Annotated in this window: 20 protein-coding genes; 10 read left to right on the top strand and 10 right to left on the bottom strand. The window is 66.0% G+C overall.

All coding sequences use genetic code 11. From position 1 onward, the window contains the following. The first annotated feature begins 4 nt into the window (after positions 1-4). Positions 5-622, top strand: a complete 618-nt coding sequence (gene cobO, locus AN401_RS10625) for a cob(I)yrinic acid a,c-diamide adenosyltransferase (protein WP_094040882.1) — start codon at positions 5-7, stop codon at positions 620-622. A 57-nt stretch (positions 623-679) separates the two neighbouring features. Here cobO and AN401_RS10620 read toward each other — a convergent pair whose 3' ends face one another. From AN401_RS10620 to AN401_RS10610, 3 genes are all read right to left on the bottom strand, one after another. Further along, entirely contained in the window at positions 680-1,171 is a 492-nt protein-coding gene (locus tag AN401_RS10620) for a GNAT family N-acetyltransferase (protein ID WP_096779319.1), read from the bottom strand. Positions 1,172-1,225: 54 nt separating this feature from the next. After that, entirely contained in the window at positions 1,226-1,690 is a 465-nt protein-coding gene (locus AN401_RS10615) for an OsmC family protein (protein ID WP_096779318.1), read from the bottom strand. Positions 1,691-1,892: 202 nt separating this feature from the next. After that, positions 1,893-2,861 carry an Acg family FMN-binding oxidoreductase gene (locus AN401_RS10610; protein ID WP_096779317.1) on the bottom strand — a complete coding sequence of 323 codons (969 nt, stop codon included), beginning with the start codon at positions 2,859-2,861 and terminating at the stop codon, positions 1,893-1,895. Between the two features lie 131 nt (positions 2,862-2,992). On the opposite strand from AN401_RS10610, the gene AN401_RS10605 reads away from it, so the two are divergent. Continuing rightward, positions 2,993-3,553 (top strand): macro domain-containing protein, encoded by a 561-nt coding sequence (locus AN401_RS10605; protein WP_094040013.1) that lies wholly within the window; start codon positions 2,993-2,995, stop codon positions 3,551-3,553. A gap of 174 nt (positions 3,554-3,727) precedes the next feature. Continuing rightward, entirely contained in the window at positions 3,728-5,455 is a 1,728-nt protein-coding gene (locus AN401_RS10600) for a potassium/proton antiporter (RefSeq protein ID WP_094040012.1), read from the top strand. 232 nt (positions 5,456-5,687) lie between these two features. Here AN401_RS10600 and AN401_RS10595 read toward each other — a convergent pair whose 3' ends face one another. The 6 genes from AN401_RS10595 to AN401_RS10570 all read right to left on the bottom strand — a co-directional run bounded on the left by AN401_RS10595 (position 5,688) and on the right by AN401_RS10570 (position 14,965). Continuing rightward, positions 5,688-6,038, bottom strand: coding sequence for a rhodanese-like domain-containing protein (locus AN401_RS10595; RefSeq protein ID WP_094040011.1), 351 nt, complete (start codon positions 6,036-6,038; stop codon positions 5,688-5,690). A gap of 348 nt (positions 6,039-6,386) precedes the next feature. Then, positions 6,387-6,836 (bottom strand): YtoQ family protein, encoded by a 450-nt coding sequence (locus tag AN401_RS10590; protein WP_094040010.1) that lies wholly within the window; start codon positions 6,834-6,836, stop codon positions 6,387-6,389. Positions 6,837-6,919: 83 nt separating this feature from the next. After that, a complete protein-coding gene (locus AN401_RS10585) occupies positions 6,920-7,996 on the bottom strand; it encodes a PQQ-dependent sugar dehydrogenase (protein ID WP_094040009.1) in 1,077 nt (358 codons plus the stop codon). A gap of 60 nt (positions 7,997-8,056) precedes the next feature. Next, entirely contained in the window at positions 8,057-8,941 is an 885-nt protein-coding gene (locus AN401_RS10580) for a transglutaminase family protein (protein WP_094040008.1), read from the bottom strand. A gap of 12 nt (positions 8,942-8,953) precedes the next feature. After that, positions 8,954-11,563 (bottom strand): circularly permuted type 2 ATP-grasp protein, encoded by a 2,610-nt coding sequence (locus AN401_RS10575; RefSeq protein ID WP_094040007.1) that lies wholly within the window; start codon positions 11,561-11,563, stop codon positions 8,954-8,956. Between the two features lie 69 nt (positions 11,564-11,632). Next, positions 11,633-14,965 (bottom strand): transglutaminase family protein, encoded by a 3,333-nt coding sequence (locus AN401_RS10570; protein WP_096779316.1) that lies wholly within the window; start codon positions 14,963-14,965, stop codon positions 11,633-11,635. A gap of 338 nt (positions 14,966-15,303) precedes the next feature. Here AN401_RS10570 and AN401_RS10565 point away from each other — a divergent pair, with 338 nt between their 5' ends. The 3 genes from AN401_RS10565 (at position 15,304) to AN401_RS10555 (ending at position 18,140) form a co-directional block, all read left to right on the top strand. Continuing rightward, a complete protein-coding gene (locus AN401_RS10565; protein ID WP_096779315.1) occupies positions 15,304-16,758 on the top strand; it encodes a circularly permuted type 2 ATP-grasp protein in 1,455 nt (484 codons plus the stop codon). A gap of 2 nt (positions 16,759-16,760) precedes the next feature. Beyond that, positions 16,761-17,741, top strand: coding sequence for an alpha-E domain-containing protein (locus AN401_RS10560; RefSeq protein ID WP_094040004.1), 981 nt, complete (start codon positions 16,761-16,763; stop codon positions 17,739-17,741). Positions 17,742-17,861: 120 nt separating this feature from the next. Next, positions 17,862-18,140, top strand: a complete 279-nt coding sequence (locus AN401_RS10555) for a PTS transporter subunit EIIB (protein ID WP_096779314.1) — start codon at positions 17,862-17,864, stop codon at positions 18,138-18,140. A gap of 26 nt (positions 18,141-18,166) precedes the next feature. On the opposite strand, the gene AN401_RS10550 is transcribed toward AN401_RS10555, so the two are convergent. Beyond that, complete coding sequence (locus tag AN401_RS10550; protein WP_096779313.1) at positions 18,167-19,093, bottom strand: LysR family transcriptional regulator; 927 nt, start codon at positions 19,091-19,093, stop codon at positions 18,167-18,169. A 379-nt stretch (positions 19,094-19,472) separates the two neighbouring features. Here AN401_RS10550 and AN401_RS10545 point away from each other — a divergent pair, with 379 nt between their 5' ends. The 4 genes from AN401_RS10545 (at position 19,473) to AN401_RS10530 (ending at position 24,047) form a co-directional block, all read left to right on the top strand. Continuing rightward, positions 19,473-20,738 carry an ABC transporter substrate-binding protein gene (locus AN401_RS10545; protein WP_096779312.1) on the top strand — a complete coding sequence of 422 codons (1,266 nt, stop codon included), beginning with the start codon at positions 19,473-19,475 and terminating at the stop codon, positions 20,736-20,738. A gap of 72 nt (positions 20,739-20,810) precedes the next feature. Next, positions 20,811-21,806 (top strand): carbohydrate ABC transporter permease, encoded by a 996-nt coding sequence (locus tag AN401_RS10540; RefSeq protein ID WP_096779311.1) that lies wholly within the window; start codon positions 20,811-20,813, stop codon positions 21,804-21,806. Further along, complete coding sequence (locus AN401_RS10535) at positions 21,803-22,648, top strand: carbohydrate ABC transporter permease (protein ID WP_096779310.1); 846 nt, start codon at positions 21,803-21,805, stop codon at positions 22,646-22,648. Before AN401_RS10540 ends, AN401_RS10535 begins: the two co-directional genes overlap by 4 nt. A 37-nt stretch (positions 22,649-22,685) precedes the next feature. After that, a complete protein-coding gene (locus tag AN401_RS10530) occupies positions 22,686-24,047 on the top strand; it encodes a family 4 glycosyl hydrolase (RefSeq protein WP_096779309.1) in 1,362 nt (453 codons plus the stop codon). Positions 24,048-24,203 lie beyond the last annotated feature (156 nt).

Genomic DNA, 24,203 nt, shown 5'->3' with positions numbered 1-24,203 from the left:
TGACATGAGTGAACAAGACGACCGTGAGCAGACCAAGGCCCGGCGCCACCGGGAACGCCAGCAGCGGCTGAAGGAAAAGGTGGACGCCAAAATAGCCGCCGCCACCGAGGAGCGGGGCGTGCTGCTGGTGCTGACCGGCAACGGCAAGGGCAAGAGCACCGCCGGCTTCGGCACCGTGGCGCGGGCGGTGGGCCACGGCAAGCGGGCGGCGGTGGTGCAGTTTATCAAGGGGGCCTGGGAGTGCGGCGAGCGCAACCTGCTGGAGCCGGCGGGGGTGCCCTTCTTCGTGATGCGCACCGGCTTCACCTGGGAAACCCAGAACAAGGAGCAGGACATCGCCGCCGCCGAGCAGACCTGGGCCGACGCCGAGCGGCTGCTGGCCGATCCGGCCATCGATCTGGTGCTGCTGGACGAGCTGACCTACATGCTGAGCTACCACTACCTGGATCTGGAACGGGTGCTGAGCGCGCTGAAGCACCGCCCCGCCCACCAGCATGTGGTGATCACCGGCCGCGCCTGCCACCGCGCCCTTATCGAGCTGGCGGACACGGTGAGCGAAGTGCAGCCGGTCAAGCACGCCTTCGAGGCCGGCATCAAGGCCCAGCCGGGGTTTGATTACTGACAAGGCCCTCCTGCGCCCCAATCTGGCCCTTGCCTCAACCTTGAACCATAGGGTGCGCTACAGTTCCAGCTCCATGGCCCTGGGGGCGTCGCCGTAGCTGGCGCAGAGGTCGGCATTGCGCAGGGGCCGGAAGCCGAAGCGGGCCCAGAAGCCTTCGGAGCCCTGCACCGAGACCAGGCTGATGCGTGCGCACCCTTGTGCCCGGGCGCGGTCGAGCAGCGCCGCCACCAGCCCCTTGCCCACCCCCAGGCCATGGGCCCGGGGGCTGACCGCCAGGTCATGCAGGTACAGCCGGTCACAGGGGCCCGCTATCTCGTATTCCCGATGCAGGGCCGGCAGCCCGGCGTGGGGCCAGGGATGGCTCAGCAGGTAGCCGAGCAGGGCGCCGCCCCGGTCCCGGCATTGCAGGCAGGTGGCGGGGGAGGCGCGCCATTTGCTGCGCAGCACCGCTTCACTTTCGGGTTCCACCTCCTGGTAGCACTCGGCCTGGAGCGCCAGTATCTGTGGCCAGGCGGCCTCGGTAATGGGTGCGATGGACAGTAACGACATGATTCCCCTTGATAAGAACGGACGATGGGCGCAATCGGCAACCGCCGGGCACGCTTATTCCCGGATTTCGGTCACCACCTCGCTCTTGACCGAGTTGGCAATAAAGCACAGTTGGTGGGATTGGTGATGCAACTGCTCCAGTGTTTGCCGGTCGGGCCGGTGCTCGCCGGCAAAGAGCACTTTGGGCCTCAGGGTCACCCGGGTCATGGCGACCCTGCCGTCTGGGCCCTTTTCCATCAGCCCCACCGCCTCGTCGGTGTAGGCGTCGACCACCAGGCCCCGCTTGGCGGCGAGGGCGAGGAAGAACAGCATATGGCAGCTTGAGAGGGCGGCGACAAAGGCCTCTTCCGGATCCACGTTGGCCGCCACCGAACAGGGCAGGGGCACCACCTGGGGCGAGGAAGAGGCCGGCACCCGGGCGCCGCCGTCGAACTGCCACCAGTGGCCCCGGCTGTATTGATTGTCGACGAAGGGCTGATCGCCCCGCTCCCAGCTTACCGTGGCGCCGTATTCGGACATCTTGCTCGCTCCCCTGTGCATGGTTGAAGGCGGCTGCTCCGGCTGAAGCGGGCAGCGTTCGGATCCATTCTGGTGACCGGGCAAGAGAAAGGCAAGCGGCTTGAGCCAGACACGAAAGCCGGAGGGAACGGTTATCCGGACCTCACCGCGACCACGATTTGGTCCTACTGCCGGATGCATGATGGCGGGACAGCCTGGGCCATCAGGCGGGCTTTTCCATCACCTCGATCAGCGGGCGTCGGGGGCTGGCGGCCGGCGGGGTATGCGGGTAGCCCAGGCACAGCAGCAACTGGGCATGGCCTCCCCCGGTCAGGGGCCGCAGGCAGGGTCTCAGCCGGGCCACTTGGATCGGCTGGTTCAGGTAGGCGGCCTGCAACCCCTGCCGGCAGGCCACCAGCAGCATCCGTTGCAGGGCCTGGCCGGCCAGCAGCCAGTGGCGGGGATTGTCTTCATCGGTGCCCAGCACCGCCAGCAGCGGCGCGCTTTCGGCCAGGGTGCCGTTCCTGGCGGCCACGCCTTCGCCCAGGTTGAAGGCGCGTACCAGCAGCCGGGTCAGGGGCACGGCCAGGGTCGGTACACTCAGGCCGTCGCCCAGCCGCCTGGGATGCATCCAGGCGGCCAGCTCCCGCCGCCAGCGGGCATCGGCCCACTGGGCCGTGTCGCCCTCGGCGATCAGGCTGACCAGTTGCGCCCTGGCGCCGGCTTCCGTCAGCGGGCGCAGCCAGGCACCCTCGGCGGCGGCGGCGGCCACCAGCCTGGGAATGTCGGTTTCGGGGATGGCGCGCGGCTCGAAGGGATGACGGCAACTGTGCCGTCGGGGGATGGCCTCGGCCAGGACGGCCTGGTCCGCGGGTACGTCGGCGCCGGGGACCAGGGCCACCCGGGCCAGCCAGCGGGGATCAGCGGCCTCGGGCAACAGGGTGGTGTGGGTGCCGAGCTCCCGCCGGGCGGCGGCGATGCGCAGGTTCATCAGCGCGCAGCCGCAGCTGATGGTCAGCTCCCGGTCGTCGGGATCGTTTACCGGCAGGGCGCGGCGACGGTCCGCCAGCAGATCGATGGCCGAGGCCGACAGGCGGAACCGCCAGGGCTGGGTATTGTGGCTGGAGGGCGCGAGTATCGCCTGGCCAAGCAGATCCTGGGCGAGCGCATTCGAGAGGTGGACGCTGGGCATGGGGGGCTCCGTGGGGCAGGGGGCACGACATCCGGCTCACTCAAGTGTAGATGCTCGTGTTCAGGGCGGACATCGCCAAGCGGCGGCACAGGCGTTACGCTGTGTAGAGACTCACCGCAAGGAGCCAGACCATGAAGATAAGGATAGGGGAGCTGACCATGGAATGCGTGCGCGGCGACATCGCCGCCCAGCCGGACATGGACGCCATCGTCAACGCCGCCAATGCCGCCCTGCTGCCGGGGGGCGGGGTGGCCGGCGCCATTCACCGGGCGGCGGGACCGGGGCTGGCCCGGGAATGCCGGCCGCTGGCGCCCATCCGCCCCGGCCAGGCGGTGATCACCGGAGCCCACCGGCTGCCCAACCGCCATGTGATCCACTGCCTGGGACCGGTGTACGGGGTGGATATCCCCTCCGACGAGCTGCTGGCGGCCTGCTATCGCAACGCCCTGCGGCTGGCCGAGCGCCAGGGCCTGGGCTCGGTGGCTTTTCCGTCCATTTCCACCGGCATCTTCGGGTATCCCGTGGCGGAGGCGGCGGACATCGCCTTCAACACCCTGCTGGCCGAAAGAACGTCACTGAAGACGGTGCGCCATCTGCGTTTTGTGCTGTTCGGTGAGGCGGATCTGCAATTGCACCGGCAGGCCCTGCGCCAGGCGGTCGCACAGACCGGAGAGCACTATGAGGTGGAATAACAGGGATAACAGCGCTGGTGCCGGTGTGCCGCAAGCCAGACTGAACGGCGCGGCGGAGGAGGGTATTGCATGATATGAATAGATATTTTCTATTTTTAATTAAAAATTCACTTTTATCGGAAGGTGGCGAATGTGATATAACTATGCCATCTAAACCCTGTCGGAATAACCTGATTGAATAATATAGAGCACCTGTTTTTGCTGTCCGGGGTTTTGTTGTGTTTGAGCGTGCTGGCCACCTTGCTGTCGGTGCGTTCGGGTATCCCCATACTGCTTATCTTTTTGTGTATCGGCATGCTGGCCGGCGAAAGCGGGCCCGGCGGTATCGAGTTTGAGAGCTATACCCTGGCTTACGGCATCGGCAACCTGGCCCTGGCCATCATACTGCTGGACGGCGGCATGCGCACCCGGATGGAAACCTTCCGGGTGGGCCTGCGCCCGGCCCTCAGCCTGGCCACCCTGGGGGTGGTGATCACCAGCGGCATCACCGGCCTTATCGCCGTCTACATCCTCGACCTGAGCTGGCTGCACGGCCTGCTGCTGGGTGCCATCGTCGGCTCCACCGATGCGGCGGCGGTATTCTCGCTGCTGAGCGGCAAGGGCATGCACCTCAACCAGCGGGTGGGAGCCTCGCTCGAAATCGAGTCGGGCACCAACGATCCCATGGCCATCTTCCTTACCCTGACCCTGATTGCATTGATCACCGGCGAGATGGACGGCGCCGGTGATGCCCTGCTGTTCCTGATCACCCAGTTCGGGGTGGGCTCGGTGGCGGGCCTCTTGGGCGGCCTTGTGCTGGTACAGTTGATCAAGCGGGTGGAGCTGGCCTCCGGCCTTTATCCCATCCTGGTGACCGGCTTCGGCCTGGTGCTGTTCGCCGTGACGGCGGTGCTGTCGGGCAGCGGTTTCCTGGCGGTATACCTGGCCGGCCTGGTGCTGGGCAATGCCCGCCTGCGCCATATGGAGGCGATATTGCCGGTGTACGACGGCCTGGCCTGGCTCAGCCAGATCGGCCTCTTCCTGGTACTGGGCCTGCTGATCTCGCCTTCCGCCATGTGGGAGATGGCCATTCCCGCCACCCTGATCGCACTGGCGCTGATTTTTATCGCCCGGCCGCTGGCGGTGCTGGCGGCACTGGTGCCCTTCTTCCGCTTCAACCTCCGCGAGCTGGGCTTTATCTCCTGGGTGGGACTGCGCGGGGCCGTGCCCATCGTGCTGGCCATCTTTCCGCTGATGGCGGGCATTCCCGAAGGATCCATGCTGTTTAACGTGGCCTTTTTCGTGGTGCTGATCTCATTGCTGGTACAGGGCTCGACCCTGCCACAGGTGGCCCGCTTGCTGGATGTGGAGGTGCCGCCCGAGCCGGCGCCCAGGCGCCGCTCCATGCTGGGCATCTTTCCGGAGGACGACTTCGAGCTGTTCCTCTACCAGGTGGAAAGCGAGTCCATCGACGGCCTGGTGGTCCGCCAGCTGACCTTCCCGCCCCATTGCCGGGTGGCGGCGGTGTTCCGGGGCGAAAACCTGCTGCCGGCCTCGGGCAGCACCAGGTTGGCGCTGAACGACACCCTGTGCGTGATCGGCCGCAGCAACCACCTCAAGACCCTGAACAACATGTTCGGCGGCGATCTGGATGCGGCACGGGAGAAGGCGCGGGCCTTTTTCGGCGACTTTATCCTGGACGCCGAGGCCCGCATGCAGGACGTGGCCCTGATGTACGGGGTGGACGTGGACGACAGCGAGGCCAACCTCACCCTGGGCGAGTTCATGTTCAGGCACAACAGCGGCCACCCTGTGGTGGGCGATCACTTTGTTCGTTACGACATGGTGTGGACGGTGGCGGACGTGGACGGCGACCGGGTGCTCAAGGTGGGCCTGCGCGAGCACGATCATGACAGGCATTGACCGGCACCGATCAGTTTAAAACCTGGGCAGCGTGATGCTTCTTCTGTAGGCGCCCATTTACGTGGCGCAAGCCCGCAAATGGCGGGGAACGTGGAAACCTGGCACCCTTACCCGTCGGTTTGTGCCGGTTCATGCCGGCTAAAGCGGCATCTACAGCGGCATCTACAGCGGCATCTGCAGCGGCGGGCTGGTCCGCTACGCGGGGGGCTCCCCAGCCCGGCTGGCGGTGTTTTTACTGTTCGAAGGAAACGGTGTCGAGGTTGAGATCCTGGGTGCTCAGGCCGCCGGCCTTGAGGTTTTCCAGGGCGCCGTGGTCCACCACCTGGCGGTAACCCAGGGTCTGCAGGGCTTCCAGGGCCAGTTGGGAGCGGCGGCCGCTGCGGCAGTAGAGGTTGATGGGGGTGTCTCTGTCGGGATAGCGCTCGGTCACGCCCCGGGCGATCCGGGTATGGGGTATGTGCACGGCGCCCGGCAGGTGTTCCTGCTGGTATTCCTCGGCGCTTCTCACGTCTATCCATACCGGCTCCGTGGCCCAGGCCAGCGGGCTCAGGCACAGCAGCAGTGCTGTCATCCAGTTCTTCATGCGTTACATCCTGCATCGATACAGGCCCAGAGTGTAAAACAGAAAACGCTGAATAACCCGGACCCGATTGGCAAAAACCGACAGAAACCGGCACATAAAACAAAAAAGCGCAGACCAAGTCTCCGCTTAGCTTGATGACAAAGTCGTCTGTTTCACTGGCATGAGCCGGCCAAAGGACCGACTCCGCCGACACGCCGTAAATCCATCCATGGAGGCTCCACCGCGCCCTCCCTGGCGCAGAGGGTCGGCGGAGGCGTTCCCTTTGTCCGTCTGTTTTGGCATGGGCATTGCCTGTTTAGGCAAGCCCAGAGCTTTGTCAGTCGTCCTGATGACTTCGCTCCCTTGGGATCAGGACAGCAGGTAGGCCAGGATGTCGACCACCTGCTCCGGGTGGCGGCAGGTGGCCTTGGCGGCTTCGTCCACTTCCTTAAGGGCATGATCGTGCTCGGCATCGTGCAGGCTGATGACGGGTTTGCCCAGGGCCACGGCGAAGCCGGCGTCGAAGGCGGCGTTCCACTGCTTGTACTTGGGCCCGAAACGTACCACCACCAGGTCGGCGTTTTTGATGTGGGTGGAGGTGCGGATGCTGTTGATGCCGGAGGCCTTGCGATCGCGCCAGAAGGGGTCTTCCTCGCTGCCCAGGATGTTCACGCCCACCAGGTCGCTGGCGTCGTGATCGGTCACCGCTGAGCTGAACTGCACCGCCAGCCCCCTGGCCTTGGCGCCCTCGACGATGCGCTCGCGCCAGTCGGTGTGGATCTCGCCGGACAGGTAGATGTTCCATGTTTTCTGACTCATATTGCATCCCTTTATTGTTCACAAAAATAATAAAAATTAAGTACAACTTTTAAAGGGTAACGCAATTCAATCGAGAAATCAGCCTATTGTGCCGGCACCAGCTTCAGCAGCTTGCCGTTGGGTTCGTCGGTGAGCAGGTAGATGCCGCCGTCGGCGGCCTGGGTGACGGTACGCAGCCGGGCCTGGCCACGCAGCAGGTGGTGCTCCTGTACCACCTCGTCGCCGTCCAGCTCCAGCCGTACCAGCCGCTGTCCGGCCAGGGCGCCCAGGAACAGCTGGTTCCGCCATTGGGGGAACAGGTCGCCGGTATAGAACATCATGCCGGAAGGGGCGATGGAGGGCACCCAGACCCAGACCGGATCTTCCATACCGGGCAGGGAAGGGGGACCGATGCGGCCGCCGCCGTATTCCTCGCCGAAGGTCGCCAGGGGCCAGCCGTAATTGGCACCTTTCTTGATAATGTTGACCTCGTCACCGCCCCGGGGACCGTGCTCGTGGGTCCAGAGCACGCCGGTGCCGGGGTGGAGGGCGGCGCCCTGCACATTGCGGTGACCGTAGCTCCAGATCTCGGGCAGGGCGCCGGCCTGGCCGACGAAGGGGTTGTCGGCGGGTACCCGGCCGTCGTCGTGCAGGCGGAGGATCTTGCCCAGGTGGCTGTCGAGTTGCTGGGCCTGTTTGCGGGAGTGGAAGCGATCGCCGGTGGTGATGAACAGGTAGCCGTCGCGGTCGAACACCAGGCGGGAGCCGAAATGACCGCCCCCCGAGGTCCTGGGGTGCTGCTCGAACAGCACCTCCAGATCCAGCAGCCGGTCTCCTTCGAGCCGCGCCCTTGCCACCGCCGTACCGGCGCCGCCCCGGCCGGGCTGGCTGTAGCTGAAATAGAGCCGGCGGTTGTCGACAAAGTCCGGGTGCAGGGCCAGATCCAGCAGGCCGCCCTGGCCGGTGGCGGCGATGTCCGGCAGGCCGCTTACCTGATGACGGCCGCCATCGGGCGTGAGCCGCAGCAGCCGGCCCCGGCGCTCGCTCACCAGCAGGTCGCCGCCGGGCAGCTCCGCCAGGCCCCAGGGGTGGTGCAGGCCCCCGGCCAGGGTTTCCACCCGGTGGTCCTGGGCAAAGAGGGCGGTGCTGAGCAACAGCAGCAGGCCGGCAAACAGGCGCATAAGTCTCTCCGTGCAGAATCAAGGTATTGATTCTGTTCACTATAGTGCCTTATGGCCGGTTCAGACAGCTTCCCCTTCCGCCAGCGGTATCACGTCCACCGCCACCGTCAGCCGGTCGTTGCCGCCGCCGCTCATCACCCCCTTGAGCGGGGTCACGTCGGAAAAATCCCGCCCCCATCCGAGGATGATATAGCGCTCGTCGGGCAGGCAGCCGTTGGTGGGATCTATCTCCAGCCAGCCCCAGCCGGGAATGAACACCGCCAGCCAGGCGTGGGTGGCGTCGGCCCCCTGCAGCTTGGGCTGGCCCGGGGGCGGCAGGGTTTCCATGTAGCCGCTCACGTAGCGTGCCGCCAGCCCCAGCGAGCGCAGGCAGCCGATGGCCAGGTGGGCGAAGTCCTGGCACACCCCGCGCCGGCTGGCGAGCACGTCGAGGAGAGGGGTGGCGATGGTGGTGTGTTCCGGATCGTAGGTGAACTCGGTGAAGATCTGCTGGTTGAGGGCATACACCGCCTCCACCAGGGCGCGCCCCGGGGTGAAGCTGGCCCGGGCGTAGTCCGCCAGGGCCTGGTCCGCGCCGACGAAGTCGGAGTCGAGCATGAACAGCCGCGCCTCCAGGCAGTCGGTGCCCTGGCGCAGGCAGGTCGCCGCCTGCTCCCAGGGCTGGTGGTGGCCGGGCTCGGGGAGGGGGCGGGCGGACACCGTCACCAGGCTGGTGGTGGTCACCTCCAGGCTGCCGTGCAGCTCCTGGATGGAAAAATACGCCACCCGGTTGCCGAAAAAGTCCCGCCGTTCCCGCAACCGCATCGGCTGGGGATGGATCGCCAGCTCGGTCTTACCGACCCGCTGCCAGGGCAGTTCCCGGGGCAGCAGGCGGGCTTCATTGTGGCTCAGGGCCACCTCGGCGGAGTAGTCGTAGCGGGTGCTATGGTGCAGTCGGTAGTGCATGGGCGGCTCGTCCTAGAGGGAACTTTGCATGGTCACCAGCTGGCGGGGCGCCTCGGCATGGCTGAAATGGCTGTGGGTGATGGCGTTGGACAGCTCCGACAGGGGGGCCAGCAGGCTGTCCAGCAGGCCGGCCAGCGCGTCCCGGGCTTCGCTCGAGTGCTCCAGGTCGCTCAGCCGGTTGATGTCCACCAGGTGCAGGCTGCTCGATGCCTGGATCACCAGCCGGGTCTCCAGATTGCGGTAGGGGCTGTTCTCGGGCTGGGGCAGCCGCTCTATCTGGCGCTCCAGCCGGCGCAGCATGTAGCCCACCGAGCGGGGGTTGGTCTCGTCGAACAGCAGCAGATCGAGGATGGCCGAGGGATGCAACTGGGAGCGGTAGCGGCGGCGGTACACGGTCAGGTTGTCGGTGGTGGCCAGCACCACTTCCCACAGCGGGATGCCCGGGCGGCGGGCGGTGAGCAGCGCCAGCTTGAGCAGCTCCAGGCTGCAGACGATGCGTTCGATAAAACGGCCCAGATCGAGGAAGCGCCAGCCGTAGTGGTGGGGCATGGTCTCGTTGCACAGGCCGAAGAAGGCGGCCAGGTCGGTCACCACCCCCTCCAGGTGGCGCTGCCCGCCCATGGCCCCCTGGTCGCGGGGCATGTCGTTGAACTTCTGGCGCAGGCTGTTGACCGTGCGCCAGGCATCGTCGCCCAGGTGGTCGCGCACCGCCCGGCAGTTGCGCAGGAAGTGGCTGAACAGCCAGGGCATGCCGTCCGGGTGCTCCTCGCTGAACAGCTCCAGCAGCCGGTGGCGCAGGAAGATGTAGTCCTGCTTGAAGCGCTGCCGGGTGGGTTGCTCGAGGTGCAGCTCGGCCAGCTCCTCGGGGCTGGGGTAGGGCAGTTCCAGTGCGGTGAACAGATCCGGGATCAGGCTGTCGCCCGACTCGTTCTGATCCTCCTGCAGCAGCCGGGCGAAGGCTTCGCGCAGCAGCCGGGAGCGGATGTCCAGCCGTTCGCCGTAGCGGCCCATCCAGAACAGGCTGTCGGCCACCCGGCAGGGTAAATCCTGGCCGTCGCGGGTGACCACGATGGGGCCATGGGCCTGGCGCAGCAGGCTGATATGGGGCTGGGGCACCGGCGCCAGCACCCAGATGTCCTTCACCATGCGGCTTTCCATCAGCGGGGTGCCGGGCTCCCCCACCCAGGCCAGGCCGCCGGGCATGATGCGGTAGTGGCGCTCGCCGGGCAGCTTGCGGATGTCGTCGGGCTCCACCAGGCTGAACAGCCGCAGGTTGACCGGCTGCGGCTCGAGCTGGCGGCGCTTGACGTTGAACACCGGGGCGGTGGCGGCCTCGATGCGGGCCTGGGCCACGAACAGGTGGGGCTGGCGGCGGATGCGCCGGTGCAGCCGGTCCCGCTCGGCGGGCGACAGGGTTTCCGGCCGGATCAGCAGGGCCGGGCTCTTGACGTCGCGCAGCCACCAGCGGCCGGGCTCGGCCAGCACCTGTTCGAGATTACCGGCGTCGCCGCACCAGCGGCTGTCGCGGCCTTTCAGTTGCAGCTCCTCGCCCAACAGGCGGCGGCACAGCTGCGGCAGGTAGCCGGCCAGGGCCGGGTGCTCCAGGATGCCGCTGCCCAGGGCGTTGGCGATGGCCACCTCGCCGTTGCGTGCCGCCTGCATCAGGCCGGGCACGCCCAGCAGAGAGTCGCCGCGCAGCTCCAGGGGATCGCACCAGGGGTCGTTGATCTGGCGCAGGATGACGTCCACCTGTTTGAGCCCGCCCAGGGTGCGCATGGATACCTGGCCGTCGCGCGCCACCAGATCAGCGCCCTCCACCAGCGAGCAGTTCATGTAGTTGGCCAGCCAGGCGTGTTCGAAGTAGCCGGGGCTGCCGGGGCCGGGGGAGAGCAGCACTATGTTGGGCTGCTCGCGCTGGTTGGGGCACAGCGCCGCCAGGCTGCGCAGCTGGGCCTGCAGAAAACCGGCCAGGCGCTTGAGCGGGGCTTCCCGGTACAGGTTGGGCAGGGCGCGGGCCAGGGTGATGCGGTTTTCCAGGGCGTAGCCGGTGCCGGAGGGGGACTGGGTCCAGTCGCCCAGCACCAGCCAGTCGCCGTCGCGGCTGCGCACCAGGTCGGTGCCGTGGAAGATCACCAGCGGCCGCTCCGGCGGCGGGGTATCGTCGGCGGCGGGAAACAGGAAGCTCGGGTGGGTGTAGATCAGTTCCGGCGGCAGCAGGCCCTCGGTCAGCATGCGCCGTTCGCCGTAGAGGTCCGCCACCAGGGCTTCCAGCAGCCGGGTGCGCTGGATCAGGCCCTGCTCCAGCCGCTCCCATTCCTGGGGGGCGATGACGAAGGGCAGGCAGTCGAGTTGCCAGGAGCGAAGCTTGCCCGGATCGTCCTCGTAGGTGTTGAAGGTCACCCCGTTCTCGTGCAGCAGGTTCTGAGCCTCTTCGCAGCGGCCGACCAGGGCCTGGGCGCCGAGCTGGCTCAGTTCGTCCAGCACCGGCTGCCAGTGGGCGCGGATGCGCTGCCGGTCGCTCAGCAGTTCGTCGTGGCCGGGGCCGTCGGACTGCAGCAGCTTGCCGGCGTAGTTGGCCAGCAGGGTCTGCAATTCGGCGCTGAAGGTGTTGGGGTCGAGCATGGCGGTTACCGGGTGAAGGCCGGCCGCACCCGGAGGAGGCGGCCGGCGGTATTGTGCATCTGCACGGGATTATAGACTGGCATCGCCCGCGGATCTGTAGTGGCGTCGCAGATCCAGGGTATGGGGGTATTCGCCGGCGGGGCTTTCCGGTGGTATCACCACCGGCCCCTGGCTGTGGCCCATGGCCCAGAAGCGGGCCAGGCGGCGGGCCTCGGCCTCGTTGGCGTTGACCGGAAAGCTTTCGTAGTTGCGCCCGGCCGGGTGCGCCACGTGGTAGGTGCAGCCGCCCAGGGAGCGCTGGTTCCAGCTGTCGACAAGGTCGAACACCAGGGGCGCCTGCACCGGGATCAGCGGATGCAGCGCCGAGGCCGGCTGCCAGGCCCGGTAGCGTACCCCGGCGACCGCCTCGCCGTTGACCCCGGTGGGGGTGAGCGGTACCCGCCGGCCGTTGCAGGTGAGCACGTGGCGGGCCGGGTTGTAGCCGGACAGCCTGACCTGCAGCCGTTCCACCGAGGAGTCCACGTAGCGGGCGGTACCGCTGCCGCTCACCTCCTCGCCCAGCACATGCCAGGGTTCGATGGCCTGGCGCAGCTCCAGCTGGACCTGGTCGTAGCAGACCTGGCCGTAGTGGGGGAAGCGGAACTCCAGGAAGGGGGCGAACCACTCGGGGTTGAAGTCGAGGCCCTGGCGGCGCAGATCGGTGAGCACGTCGAGCAGGTCGGCCCAAATATAGTGGGGCAGCAGCCAGCGGTCGTGCAGCGCCGTGCCCCAGCGCACCAGCGGACGACGATAGGGCTCGGCGGCGAAGCGGGCCACCAGGGCGCGGATCAGCAGCTGTTGCATCAGGCTCATGCGGGCGTGGGGCGGCATCTCGAAGCCGCGCAGCTCCACCAGCCCGAGCCGGCCGGTGGGGCTGTCCGGGGAATAGAGTTTGTCGATGCAAAACTCGGCGCGGTGGGTGTTGCCGGTGATGTCGGTGAGCAGGTTGCGCAGCAACCGGTCCACCATCCAGGGCTGGGGCACTTCGCCCACCGGCATCTGCTGCAGGGCGATCTCCAGTTCGTACAGGGCTTCGTGGCGGGCCTCGTCGACGCGCGGCGCCTGGCTGGTGGGTCCCATGAACAGGCCGCTGAACAGGTAGGACAGGCTGGGGTGGTGCTGCCAGTAGCAGAGCAGGCTGGCCAGCAGGTCGGGCCGGCGCAGGAAGGGCGAGTCCGCCGGGGTTTCGCCCCCCAGGGTGACGTGGTTGCCGCCGCCGGTGCCGGTGTGGCGGCCGTCGAGCATGAATTTCTCGGTGCCCAGGCGGGACAGGCGGGCCTCTTCATAGAGGATCTCGGTGTTGCGCACCAGTTCGGGCCAGCTTTTGGCGGGCATGATGTTCACCTCGATCACGCCCGGGTCCGGGGTGATCATGAACTTCTCCAGGCGCGGGTCCGCCGGCGGGGCATAGCCCTCGATGCACACCGGCAGCTCCAGGGCGGCGGCGGTCTGCTCCACGGCGGCCAGCAGCGCCAGGTAATCTTCCAGCCGGGGCAGGGGCGGCATGAACAGGAACAGCTTGCCCTCGCGCGGCTCCAGGCAGAGGGCGGTGTGGATGGTGCCGTTGTTCTGCTCCGCCTGCTGCTCCTGCCACTGCTGGCCCGGCGCCGGCTGGTGATGGCCGGCCACCTCGAACCGGCGCTGCCAATCGCTGTAGCGGCTGGCCACCTCGCCGTGCAGATCCGGCAATGGCGGTTTTTGCTCGAACAGGCTGGCGGGCTGGGGCTGGTCGTCGCGGCCGGCCAGGGGCAGGGACGACAACGGCAGGCGCAGGCCCATGGGCGAGTCGCCGGGGATCAGGTAGAGGGATTCGCGCCGCACCGGCCAGGGCCCGGTACGCCAGCGCTGGCCGCCCTGATCCATCAGCAGCGGCAGGGCGAAGCCGGTGATCTCGTCCAGCCCCCGCTCCAGCAGCCGGGCCAGGCGCCGGCGGTTTTCTTCGTCCTTGAGGTTTTCGCCGCGCAGCTCCACGTCCACCGGCTGGCGCTGCTCCAGCCAGAGGTAGTAGTAGGCGTCCTCGAAGCAGGGGATCAGCCATTTGTCGGCGATGCCGAGCCGCTTGACCAGGGCCTGGCCGAACAGCCGGGCGTGCTCCGCGGTGACGGCGTAGTGTTTGTCGATGTCCGCCAGCCAGCGGTCGTCCCGCCACACCGGCTGACCGTCCTTGCGCCAGTAGCAGGCCAGGGCCCAGCGGGGCAGGGGTTCGCCGGGATACCACTTGCCCTGCTGGTAGTGTACCAGGCTGCCGGGGGCGAAGTGGGGCCGCAGCCGGCGCAGCAGTCCTTCCGCCAGTCGCCGCTTGGTGGGGCCCTGGGCGGCGGTGTTCCACTCGGCGGCGTCCATGTCGTTGATGGACACGAAGGTGGGCTCGCCGCCCATGGTCAGGCGCAGATCCTGCTGTTGCAGCCGCTCGTCCACCTGCTCGCCCAGGGCGAGGACAGCCTGCCACTGGTCGTCGCTGTAGGGCTTGGTGACCCGCGGATCCTCGTGGATGCGGGTCAGTTGCATATCGAAGCTGAATTCCACTTCGCATTCGTCGGTAAAGCCGGAGATGGGGGCGGCGCTGGAGGGCTCGGGGGTGGCGGCCAGGGGCAGGTGGCCCTCGCCGGCGAACAGGCCCGAGGTGGGGTCCAGCCCTACCCAGCCGGCGCCGGGGATGTAGACCTCGGTCCAGGCGTGCAGATCGGTAAAGTCGGCCTCGGTGCCGGAGGGGCCGTCGAGGGCCTTGACGTCGGCGGTGAGCTGGATGAGATAGCCGGACACGAAGCGGGCCGCCAGCCCGAGCCGACGAAATATCTGCACCAGCAGCCAGGCCGAATCCCGGCAGGAACCCCGGCGCAGCGACAGGGTTTCTTCCGGACTCTGCACCCCGGGCTCCATGCGGATGTTGTAGTCGATATCCTGCTGCAGCCGCTGGTTGAGCGCCACCAGGAAGTCGACCACCGGCCGGGTACCGGGATCCACCTCGCTCAGCCAGGCGTTGAGCCGGGGGCCGGCCTCTTCCAGCTCCAGGTAGGGAGCCAGTTCCTTCCTGAGTGACGCGGGATATTCGAAGGGGAAGGCCTTGGCGTAGTCTTCCACGAAGAAGTCGAAGGGGTTGATCACCGTCTGCGGGGCGATGACCTCCACCTCTACCTGCAGGTGGCGCAGCTTTTCGGGGAACACCAGCCGGGCCAGGTGGTTGCCGAAAGGATCCTGCTGCCAGTTGATGAAGTATTCGCCGCCCGACACCTTGAGGGAATAGGCCTCGATGGGGGTGCGGCAGTGGGGGGCCGGTCGCAGGCGCACCAGGTGGGGGGAGAGCGAAACCGGCTTGTCGAAGTCATAACGGGTGACATGTCTGAGTGCAACGCGAATGGTCATAGGCGGATCCCGGCAGGTTGAGGTCAGGGCGATGGCGGCGTCTGCTGCAGGCATAAGCATAGCAATAGCTATGCCAGACAAGCGAAGACGGCTCGGCCCGGTCCGCCGTTGACGGGTCGACAACAGCGGGGACATCAAGGTGCCGAATTGCACCTTGTTAGTGCGTTTACTCGAGGCGGGAAGGATCGGGGTGGTGCAGAAAAGGCCCCGTCGGAGGGGCCGACACGCCGGCCGGCTTCTATACTCGTACCTTGGTACGGCCATTGCGGATTGGTACAGCTATTGCAAAGTGTGTACTGACGGGTCTTCCGTTTCAATCAGTACCGGGAATCACGCCTATGAGCAAAGTGAATTGGCAGAACTATGCGTGCAATGGGTTCTATGATGAGTTGATCGCCGCCCCGGGGCGGCCCCGGGCCGAAGCCAAGATGCTGTGCGAGTACCTGGCCCAACTGGAATCCCATGAACTGGCCGAGCACAAGGCCGCCGCCGAAGTGGCCATCCAGGCCATGGGCATCACCTTTACCGTCTATACCGAGGGCAATATGATCGACCGGGCCTGGCCCTTCGACATAGTGCCGCGCATCATCCCTTTGCACGAATGGCAAAAAACCGCCGCCGGCCTGAAGCAAAGGGTCAAGGCGCTCAACCTCTTTATCGATGATCTCTACCACGAGCAACGCATCGTGAAGGAGGGAATACTGCCCGCCGAGGTGCTGGCCCAGTCGGTGAACTTCCGGCCCCAGTGCGTGGGGGTGACGCCACCGCGCCGGGTGTGGGCCCATATCTGCGGCTCGGATCTGGTGCGCGACAAGGACGGCACCCTCTATGTGCTGGAGGACAACCTGCGGGTGCCTTCTGGGGTGTCCTACATGCTGGAAAACCGCAACGTCACCAAGCGGGTGCTGCCGGAGCTGTTCGCCACCGGCCGCATCCAGCCGCTGGACGACTACCCGGTCCAGCTCTACGACATGCTGGCCAGCATGTCGCCCCGGCCGGGAGAGGATCCGCAAATCGTGGTGCTGACCCCGGGCATCTACAACTCCGCCTACTTCGAGCATTCCTACCTGGCCCAGCAGATGGGGGTGGAGCTGGTGGAAGGGCCGGATCTGGTGGTGCTGGACGACGACTGCGTGTACATGCGCACCGTGGACGGCCTCCGGCGGGTGGACGTGATCTACCGACGCATCGACGACATGTTCCTCGACCCGGAGGCCTTCAACCCGGAGTCCATGCTGGGCGTGCCCGGCCTGATGCGGGCCTGGCGCAACGGCAAGGTGGCCCTGGCCAATGCCCCCGGCGCCGGGGTGGCGGACGACAAGGTCATCTATGCCTTCGTGCCGGAGATCATCCGTTTCTACCTGAGCGAGGAGCCCTTGCTGCCCAATGTGCCCAGCTATTTGTGCATGTTCGAGCAGGATCGCGACCATGTGCTGGCCAATCTCGACAAGCTGGTGGTCAAGCCCGCCAACGAGTCGGGCGGTTACGGCATGCTGGTCGGCCCCCATGCCACAGCGGCGGAGCGGGCGCGCTTCGCCGAGCTGATCAAGGCCAATCCGCGCAACTACATGGCCCAGCCCACCCTCGCCCTGTCGACCTCGCCGACCCTGTGCCAGCACGAGATGGAGCCGCGCCATGTGGATCTGCGGCCCTTCATCCTCTCGGGCGAGCAGACCTACGTCACCATGGGCGGCCTGACCCGGGTGGCGTTGACCAAGGGCTCGCTGGTGGTGAACTCCTCCCAGGGTGGAGGCAGCAAGGACACCTGGATAGTAGACGTGGGAGGGAACTGATTATGCTGTCGAGAGTCGCTGAAAACATTTACTGGCTGGCTCGCTACCTGGAGCGGGCCGAGGACACGGCGCGCCTGATCAGCGTGAACAGCCACCTGTTGCTGGACTTTCCCCAGGCCACCAGCCTGGGCTGGTCGTCGCTGGTGACCATCACCGGCAGCGAGGCGCTGTTCAACCAGCATTACCGGGAGCCGGACGAAGTCAGCGTGCTGAACTTCCTGTGCATGGATCGGCGCTATTCGGGCTCCATACTGTCATCCCTGGCGGCGGCACGGGAGAACCTGCGTACCACCCGGGACGTGATGCCGAACAGCATCTGGGAGGAAGTCAACCGGCTCTACCTGAGCGTGGTCAAGCAGGCGGAGCAGGGGCTGAGCCCGCGCATGCGGGACAGCTTCCTCACCCAGGTGATCCGCAGCTGCAACACCGTCAACGGCATCATCGCCGGCACCCTCAGCCACACCCAGGTGCGCACCTTCCTGCGCCTGGGCCGGCAGCTGGAGCGGGCCGACATGACCACCCGCATCATCGACGTGCGCTCGGCCAACCTGCTGCCGCGCAGCGCCGAGGATCTCAAGCCGTTCGAAACCCTGCAGTGGATGAGCGTGCTGAAATCCCTGAGCGGCTACCAGATGTACCGCCAGCAGGTGCGGCTGGCGGTGCGCGGGCCCGATGTGCTGCGCTTCCTGCTGCAGGACGAGGCCTTCCCCAGGGCGGTGGCCTGCTGTATCGGCCAGCTGTCCCGGGAGCTGGCCAGCCTGCCACGGCACCAGCCGGCGCTGGCGGCGGCGGAACGCTGCCAGCGGCTGCTGAGCGGGGCCTGCATCGACAAGCTGGCGCGCCAGCCCGATCGGCTGCACGATTTTATCGATTTGGTGCAGATAGCCCTCAGCGAATTGCACGGGGATATCTGCCTCAGCTGGTTCGCGCCTTTCGAAACCGACACCTGGACTCCCCTGCAGGTGCAAAGCCAACAGGGCTGAGCCCGGACCGGCTCAATATAGAGCATATCTATGTTGAGCCGGTAAAAATCGATTTTATTTATCCGAACGCCCCTCGCTATGATCCCGACGGCAAGATCCCATTTGATTCAGGAGGCGGTGATGGAAGATAAAGCATTGGCGGAGGCGCTGCTGGGCGCCCTGGGTGGCAAACAGAACCTGGCGCGACTGCGCTATTGCGCCAGCCGTATCCGGGTGTGCCTGCACGACGAGGCGCTGCTCGACAGGGCGCGCATCGCCCAACTGGGCGAGGTACGCGCCCTGGTGGAGGGGGCCGCCGGCGAGCAACAACTGGTGCTGGGGCCGGGCAAGGCCAGGCCGCTCTATCAGCAACTGGTGGCGGCAGGCGGCCTGGAGCGGCTGGTGGCCGAAGACAAATAAGCCAAGGGGCCGGCATGGCCCCTTCGTTATTCCAGCAGATGGCGGTTCTGCTCCATATGCCGGCGCATCAGCGCGATCACCTGCGCGATATGCGGGTCTTCCCCTTTTTCCCGCATCAGGTAAATGCCCACTATGCCCTTGCGCAGGGGCTCTTTCAGCCTGAGCGGGAGCACCTCGAAGCGGGCGAAGTAGTCCTGCATGCAACTGGGGAACACCATGATGCCGTTGGTGGCGGCCAGCATGTCCACGGCGGTGGCGACGGAGTTGGTGGAATAGACCACCCGCTCGGTCATGTGCAGTTGCAGCCGCTCCCGGCGCTTGGCCTGCATGTCCTCCATCACGTGCTGGTAACGGGGTTCGTCGGGAGTGAGTTCGATATGGGGGTAGGCCAGCAGCTCTTCCTGGCCGACGGTACGCCCGCGCAGCGGATGGCCGGTGCGCGCATAGCAGGTATCGGTCGAACTCAGCAGCGGCAGGAAGCTGACCCCGGCCTTGGGGTTGAGCCCCTGGATTTCATGGCCGATAAAGAGGTCGATATCGCCGCTCAGCAATAAATCCATCAGCCGCAGGTGGTTGCCCAGATCGATATGGACATTGGCGGTGGGGTACTGGCGGCGGTGGGCCTCGAAGGTTTCCCGCAGGAACATGTGCCACCAGGCGTGCCCGCTGCCTATCTTCAGGCTGCGCTCCTGGCGCTCCTTGAGCAGATCCATCCGGATCAGGGTGTTGTCGTAGATGCGCTGCATCATCCGCGCCTGCTCCAGCAGCAACTCGCCGTATTCGGTGAGGGTCACGCCGCTCGAGCTGCGCACCAGCAGCTGTACCCCCAGGTTGTCTTCCAGCTTCTTCATGTTGTGGGTCAGGGTCGGCTGGCTCAGGCACAGCCGGTTGGCCGCATGGCTGACGTTCTTGAAGGTGGCCACCTCGATAAACTGGCGCAACAGCTTGTCCATGATACGTCCTTGTCTGGTGATAGATGTTTTCTATCGCAGAGCTTAAAAGTCTGGCCATTTTTGTCAACGTTTCGAGCCAAAGCGCTTTAAAAATATAGCTTCGGGTAATGATGATGTCCGGCGTCGGGGTAGGGACCAAGACCAGGGCGCAGGATTTTTTGCGGTGCGATCACAGATCCGCACCTGGCCGTGGACGGCAGGGGGCCAGAACTGTGAAACGGATCACCCGGGTGGTTTGAGATATAGATACTTTCTATATTGTGTGTGAAATAAAGCATTTCTTTTTATTCCTTCGTTTCCCCTAGGATGGACACAGCTAAAGTTAACGGATGGTTAACGCCATCCCTTATCCCTCCAATCAGGAAGACGAGAGGTCAAGATGAAAGTACGTACGCTCAGCATGGTGGCGGCCCTGGTGGCCGCATCCCTGAATGTGGCCAAGGCCGATACCCTGCGCATGGAATGCGCCCCCACCGGCGCCGGCAAGGAGTTCTGCGACTACGTGAAGGATCGCTTCGAAACGCAGACCGGCCATACCCTGGAATTTATCGAGTTTCCCCCTTCCTCCGACGAAAAGCTGGGCCTGTTCCAGCAGCTGTTCGCCGCCCGTGACGGCAACGCCGTGGATCTGTTCCAGGCCGACACCGTGTGGGTGGGCCTGCTCGACCGCCACACCCTGGATCTGACCGAGCAGGTGGCCGAGCTGGAAGCCGACTTCTTCCCCGGCGCCTGGCAGAACAACATCGTCAACGGCCGGGTCAAGGCGGTGCCGGCCTTCCTGGATTCCGGCGCCCTCTATTACCGCCAGGATCTGCTGGAAAAATACGGCGAGCAGCCGCCCGCCAGCTGGGAGGAACTGACCCGCATCGCCACCCGCATCCAGGAAGGGGAGCGGGCCGCCGGCCATCGCAACTTCTGGGGCCTGGTGTTCCAGGGCAAGTCCTACGAGGGCCTGACCTGCAACGCCCTGGAGTGGGTGGCCTCCCATGGCGGCGGCGACTTCGTCGACAGCGACGGCCAGGTCACCATCGACAATGCCCGCGCCGCCCGGGCCCTGGACATGGCCGCCGGCTGGGTCGGCACCATAGCGCCCCAGGGCGCCCTCGGTTACATGGAGGAAGAGGCCCGCGCCGTGTTCCAGAACGGTGGCGCCCTGTTTATGCGCAACTGGCCCTACGCCTATGTGCTGGCCCAGGCCGACAACAGCCCGGTCAAGGGCAAGGTGGGAGTAATGCCGCTGCCGAGCGGGGCCGAGGGCGAGTCGGTGGCCGCCCTGGGCGGCTGGCAGTGGTCGGTAAGCGCCTACAGTAAAAATCCCGAGGCGGCGGTGGCCCTGCTGAAAATCGTGAGCGACGCCGAGGCCCAGAAGAAGGCGCTGCAACTGGTCGGGGTCGCCCCTTCGCGCGTGGCCCTGTACGAGGATCCGGAAGTGCTGGCCATGGCGCCCTATCTCGCCGAATTCAGGGACATCTTCGCCAATGCCCGGCCGCGGCCGGCCACCCAGACCAGGGGCCAGTACGCCCGGGTGTCCAACGCCATCTACAACGCCACCTACAACGTGCTGAGCGGGCGCAGCAGCGGCGAACAGGCGGTGGCGGATCTGCAGAGCCGGCTGGAGCGCATCAAGGGGAAAGATTGGCGCTAGGTCCGTGCCCTTGGCCGCCCATTGCGGGCGGCCTTTCTTTCCCCTGCCGATCTGAATGACACGGAGTAATCCATGGATCACTACACCAAGACCCTGACCCCGGCGCAGCGCGCCAAGGCGACGGCAAAGGCGCCTGTCCTGGCGGGGCGGCGCAAGCTCAACCACCAGCAGCGTCGCGCCCGCGTCGCCTGGGTGCTGGTCGCCCCGGCGATGATATTGCTGGCGGCGGTGGCCGGCTGGCCGCTGTTGCGCACCCTGTTCTACAGCCTGACCGATGCCGCCCTGGACGCGCCGCACGAATACCACTTCGTCGGCCTGGCCAACTACCTGGAGCTGACCGACAGCGGCGCCTACGGCGTGCTGGCCGATCCCCTGTGGTGGCAGGCGGTGGGCAACACCCTCTGGTTCACCGGGGTGTCGGTGTCGCTCGAGCTGGTGCTGGGCATGCTGCTGGCGCTGCTGATGAACCAGACCTTCCGCGGCCAGGGCCTGGTGCGCACCGCCATACTGGTGCCCTGGGCCATCCCCACCATCGTCACCGCCAAGATGTGGGGCTGGATGTTCCACGACCAGTTCGGGGTGGTGAACGATCTGCTGCTGCGCGTCGGCCTTATCGACCAGCCCCTGGCCTGGATAGCCAGCCCGTCGCTGTCGATGTGGGCGGTGGTGCTGGCGGACGTGTGGAAGACCACCCCCTTTATGGCGCTGATGCTGCTGGCCGCGCTACAGCTGATTCCCAAGGATTTGTACGAGGCGGCCCGGGTCGACGGCGCCAATGCCTGGCAGCGCTTCTGGCGCATCACCCTGCCGCTGATCATGCCGGCGCTGATCGTGGCGCTGATCTTCCGGGTAATGGATGCGCTGCGGGTATTCGACCTCATCTATGTGCTCACCTCCAACAGCGAGGCCACCATTTCCATCTCCGGCTACGCCCGGGACCAGATGGTGAGCTACCAGGAAATGGGCTTCGGCTCCGCCGCCTCGGTACTGGTGTTCATGATGGTGGCCGGCATCGCCGCCTGCTTCCTCTACGTGGGCCGTTTCAATGACAAGGAGAACAAGGCATGAAGCTCGGTCGTCAGCAACGGGAATGGGGCCACAAGGGCCTGATCTACGCCGGCGCCGCCCTGGCCGGCCTGATCTGCGTGTTCCCCTTCTACTATGCGGTGCTCACCTCGCTGCGCACCGGCCAGGAGCTGTTCCTGGCCAACTACCTGCCCTCGGGCTTTCACTGGGACAACTACATCGGCGCCCTGGTGGACAACGGCATCGCCCGCAGCCTGCTGAACTCGGTGCTGGTGGCCACCGTCACCGTGGGGCTCTGCCTGCTGGTGTCGATCACCGCCGCCTTCGCCCTGGCGCGGATCTCCTTCCGCGGGCGCAAGTACCTGCTGTTCACCATCCTGTGCGTGTCCATGTTCCCCCAGGTGGCGGTGCTGTCGGGCATGTTCGAGCTGGTGCGCTTTATGGGGCTGTACGACTCGCTGGGCGCCCTGGTGCTGTCCTACACCACCTTCTCGCTGCCCTTCACCGTCTGGGTGCTGACCACCTTTATGAAGTCCATGCCGGTGGAGCTGGAAGAGGCGGCCATCGTCGACGGCGCCAGCACCTGGGTGATCATCACCCGCATCTTCGCGCCCATCATGGGGCCTTCGCTGGTCACCACCGGCCTGCTGGCCTTTATCGGCGCCTGGAACGAGTTCATGTTCGCGCTCACCTTCGTGATCTCGAGCGGCAAGCGCACCGTGCCGGTGGCCATCGGCATGTTCCAGGGCGCCTCCCAGTACGAACTGCCCTGGGGCAGCATCATGGCCGCCTCGGTGGTGGTGACGCTGCCGATCATCGTGCTGGTACTGATTTTCCAGAAACGCATCGTCAGCGGCCTGACCAGCGGTGCGGTCAAGGGTTGATCCACTTAACAACAGTGTCTGAACAAGGAGAAAACGAATGGCTACCAAAATCGTCCTGATCGGCGCCGGCAGCGCCCAGTTCGGCTACGGCACCCTGGGTGACATCTTCCAGAGCGCCACCCTGGCCGGCAGCGAAATCGTGCTGCACGACATCAACCCCCGCGCCCTGGCGGCCACCGAGCAGACCGCCCGCGATTTTCTCGCCGCCCGGGACCTGCCCTTCACCCTCAGCGCCACCGTGGACCGCAAGGCCGCGCTCCGGGGCGCCGATTTCGTGATCATCTCCATCGAGGTGGGCGACCGCTTCGCGCTTTGGGATCAGGACTGGCAGATCCCGCTGCAGTACGGCATCCAGCAGGTCTACGGCGAGAACGGCGGCCCCGGCGGCCTGTTCCACTCCCTGCGCATCATACCGCCGATCCTGGAGATCTGCGCCGATATCGCCGACATCTGCCCCGATGCCTGGACCTTCAACTACTCCAACCCCATGAGCCGGATCTGCACCACGGTGCACCGCCGCTTTCCCGGGCTCAACTTCGTCGGCATGTGCCACGAAATCGCCTCCCTGGAGCGCTACCTGCCGGAAATGCTGGACACCCCCTTCAGCAACCTGGCACTGCGCGCCGGCGGCCTCAACCACTTCAGCGTGCTGCTCGAGGCCAGCTACCGGGACAGCGGCAAGGACGCCTACGCCGACATCCGCGCCAAGGCGCCGGGCTATTTCGAGAAACTGCCGGGCTACAGCGACATCCTGGAATACACCCGCACCCACGGCAAGCTGGTGGACACCGAGGGCAGCACCGAGCGCGATGCCCTGGGCGGCGCCGACAGCGCCTACCCCTGGGCGGATCGCACCCTGTTCCGGGAAATCCTCGAGAAGTTCCACCACCTGCCCATCACCGGCGACAGCCACTTCGGCGAGTACATCCGCTGGGCCCATGAGGTGAGCGACCACCGCGGCATCCTCGATTTCTACAGCTTCTACCGCAACTACCTGGGCCAGGTAGAGCCGGTGATCGAGCTCAAGCTCAAGGAGCGGGTGGTGCCGATCATGGAAGGCATGCTCACCGACGCCGGCTACGAGGAAGGGGCGGTCAACATCCCCAACCAGGGCTTTATCCGCCAGTTGCCCGAGTTTATGGCGGTGGAAGTGCCGGCCATCATCGACCGCAAGGGCGTGCACGGCATCCGGCTGGACATGCCGGCCGGGGTGGCGGGGCTGCTCTGCAACCAGGTGGCGGTGCACGACCTCACCGCCGAGGCGGTGCTGCAGGGCTCGCGGGATCTGGTGATCCAGGCGCTCTTGGTGGATTCGGTCAACGACAAGTGCCGCCGTATCCCGGAAATGGTCGACCTGATGATCGACCGCCAGCGGCCCTATCTGGATTACCTCAAGTAAGGCAGGGGCGGGGTTTCCCGCCTTGGCTTGATGATAAATCTTCAGACTGGCTTAAACAGGCAACACGGATACCGGATTGGCGGACAAAGGGAACCGCTCCGCCGGCCCTCCGCGCCAGGGAGGGCGCGGCGGAGCCCCCAGGGATGGGTTTACGGC

The sequence above is a fragment of the Zobellella denitrificans genome (assembly GCF_002407485.1).
GTDB lineage: Bacteria > Pseudomonadota > Gammaproteobacteria > Enterobacterales > Aeromonadaceae > Oceanimonas > Oceanimonas denitrificans.
Note: the sequence above shows the minus strand (reverse complement) of the source record. Positions and strands in the feature narration are given on the sequence as shown.

Coding starts and splice junctions, on each gene's coding strand:
- AN401_RS10605 (WP_094040013.1), top strand. CDS start 2,993: ATGAAGATAAGGATAGGGGAGCTGACCATGGAATGCGTGCGCGGCGAC.
- AN401_RS10560 (WP_094040004.1), top strand. CDS start 16,761: ATGCTGTCGAGAGTCGCTGAAAACATTTACTGGCTGGCTCGCTACCTG.
- AN401_RS10555 (WP_096779314.1), top strand. CDS start 17,862: ATGGAAGATAAAGCATTGGCGGAGGCGCTGCTGGGCGCCCTGGGTGGC.
- cobO (WP_094040882.1), top strand. CDS start 5: ATGAGTGAACAAGACGACCGTGAGCAGACCAAGGCCCGGCGCCACCGG.
- AN401_RS10550 (WP_096779313.1), bottom strand. CDS start 19,093: ATGGACAAGCTGTTGCGCCAGTTTATCGAGGTGGCCACCTTCAAGAAC.
- AN401_RS10530 (WP_096779309.1), top strand. CDS start 22,686: ATGGCTACCAAAATCGTCCTGATCGGCGCCGGCAGCGCCCAGTTCGGC.
- AN401_RS10595 (WP_094040011.1), bottom strand. CDS start 6,038: ATGAAGAACTGGATGACAGCACTGCTGCTGTGCCTGAGCCCGCTGGCC.
- AN401_RS10565 (WP_096779315.1), top strand. CDS start 15,304: ATGAGCAAAGTGAATTGGCAGAACTATGCGTGCAATGGGTTCTATGAT.
- AN401_RS10585 (WP_094040009.1), bottom strand. CDS start 7,996: ATGCGCCTGTTTGCCGGCCTGCTGCTGTTGCTCAGCACCGCCCTCTTT.
- AN401_RS10620 (WP_096779319.1), bottom strand. CDS start 1,171: ATGTCGTTACTGTCCATCGCACCCATTACCGAGGCCGCCTGGCCACAG.
- AN401_RS10590 (WP_094040010.1), bottom strand. CDS start 6,836: ATGAGTCAGAAAACATGGAACATCTACCTGTCCGGCGAGATCCACACC.
- AN401_RS10540 (WP_096779311.1), top strand. CDS start 20,811: ATGGATCACTACACCAAGACCCTGACCCCGGCGCAGCGCGCCAAGGCG.
- AN401_RS10575 (WP_094040007.1), bottom strand. CDS start 11,563: ATGCTCGACCCCAACACCTTCAGCGCCGAATTGCAGACCCTGCTGGCC.
- AN401_RS10570 (WP_096779316.1), bottom strand. CDS start 14,965: ATGACCATTCGCGTTGCACTCAGACATGTCACCCGTTATGACTTCGAC.
- AN401_RS10545 (WP_096779312.1), top strand. CDS start 19,473: ATGAAAGTACGTACGCTCAGCATGGTGGCGGCCCTGGTGGCCGCATCC.
- AN401_RS10580 (WP_094040008.1), bottom strand. CDS start 8,941: ATGCACTACCGACTGCACCATAGCACCCGCTACGACTACTCCGCCGAG.
- AN401_RS10615 (WP_096779318.1), bottom strand. CDS start 1,690: ATGTCCGAATACGGCGCCACGGTAAGCTGGGAGCGGGGCGATCAGCCC.
- AN401_RS10610 (WP_096779317.1), bottom strand. CDS start 2,861: ATGCCCAGCGTCCACCTCTCGAATGCGCTCGCCCAGGATCTGCTTGGC.
- AN401_RS10535 (WP_096779310.1), top strand. CDS start 21,803: ATGAAGCTCGGTCGTCAGCAACGGGAATGGGGCCACAAGGGCCTGATC.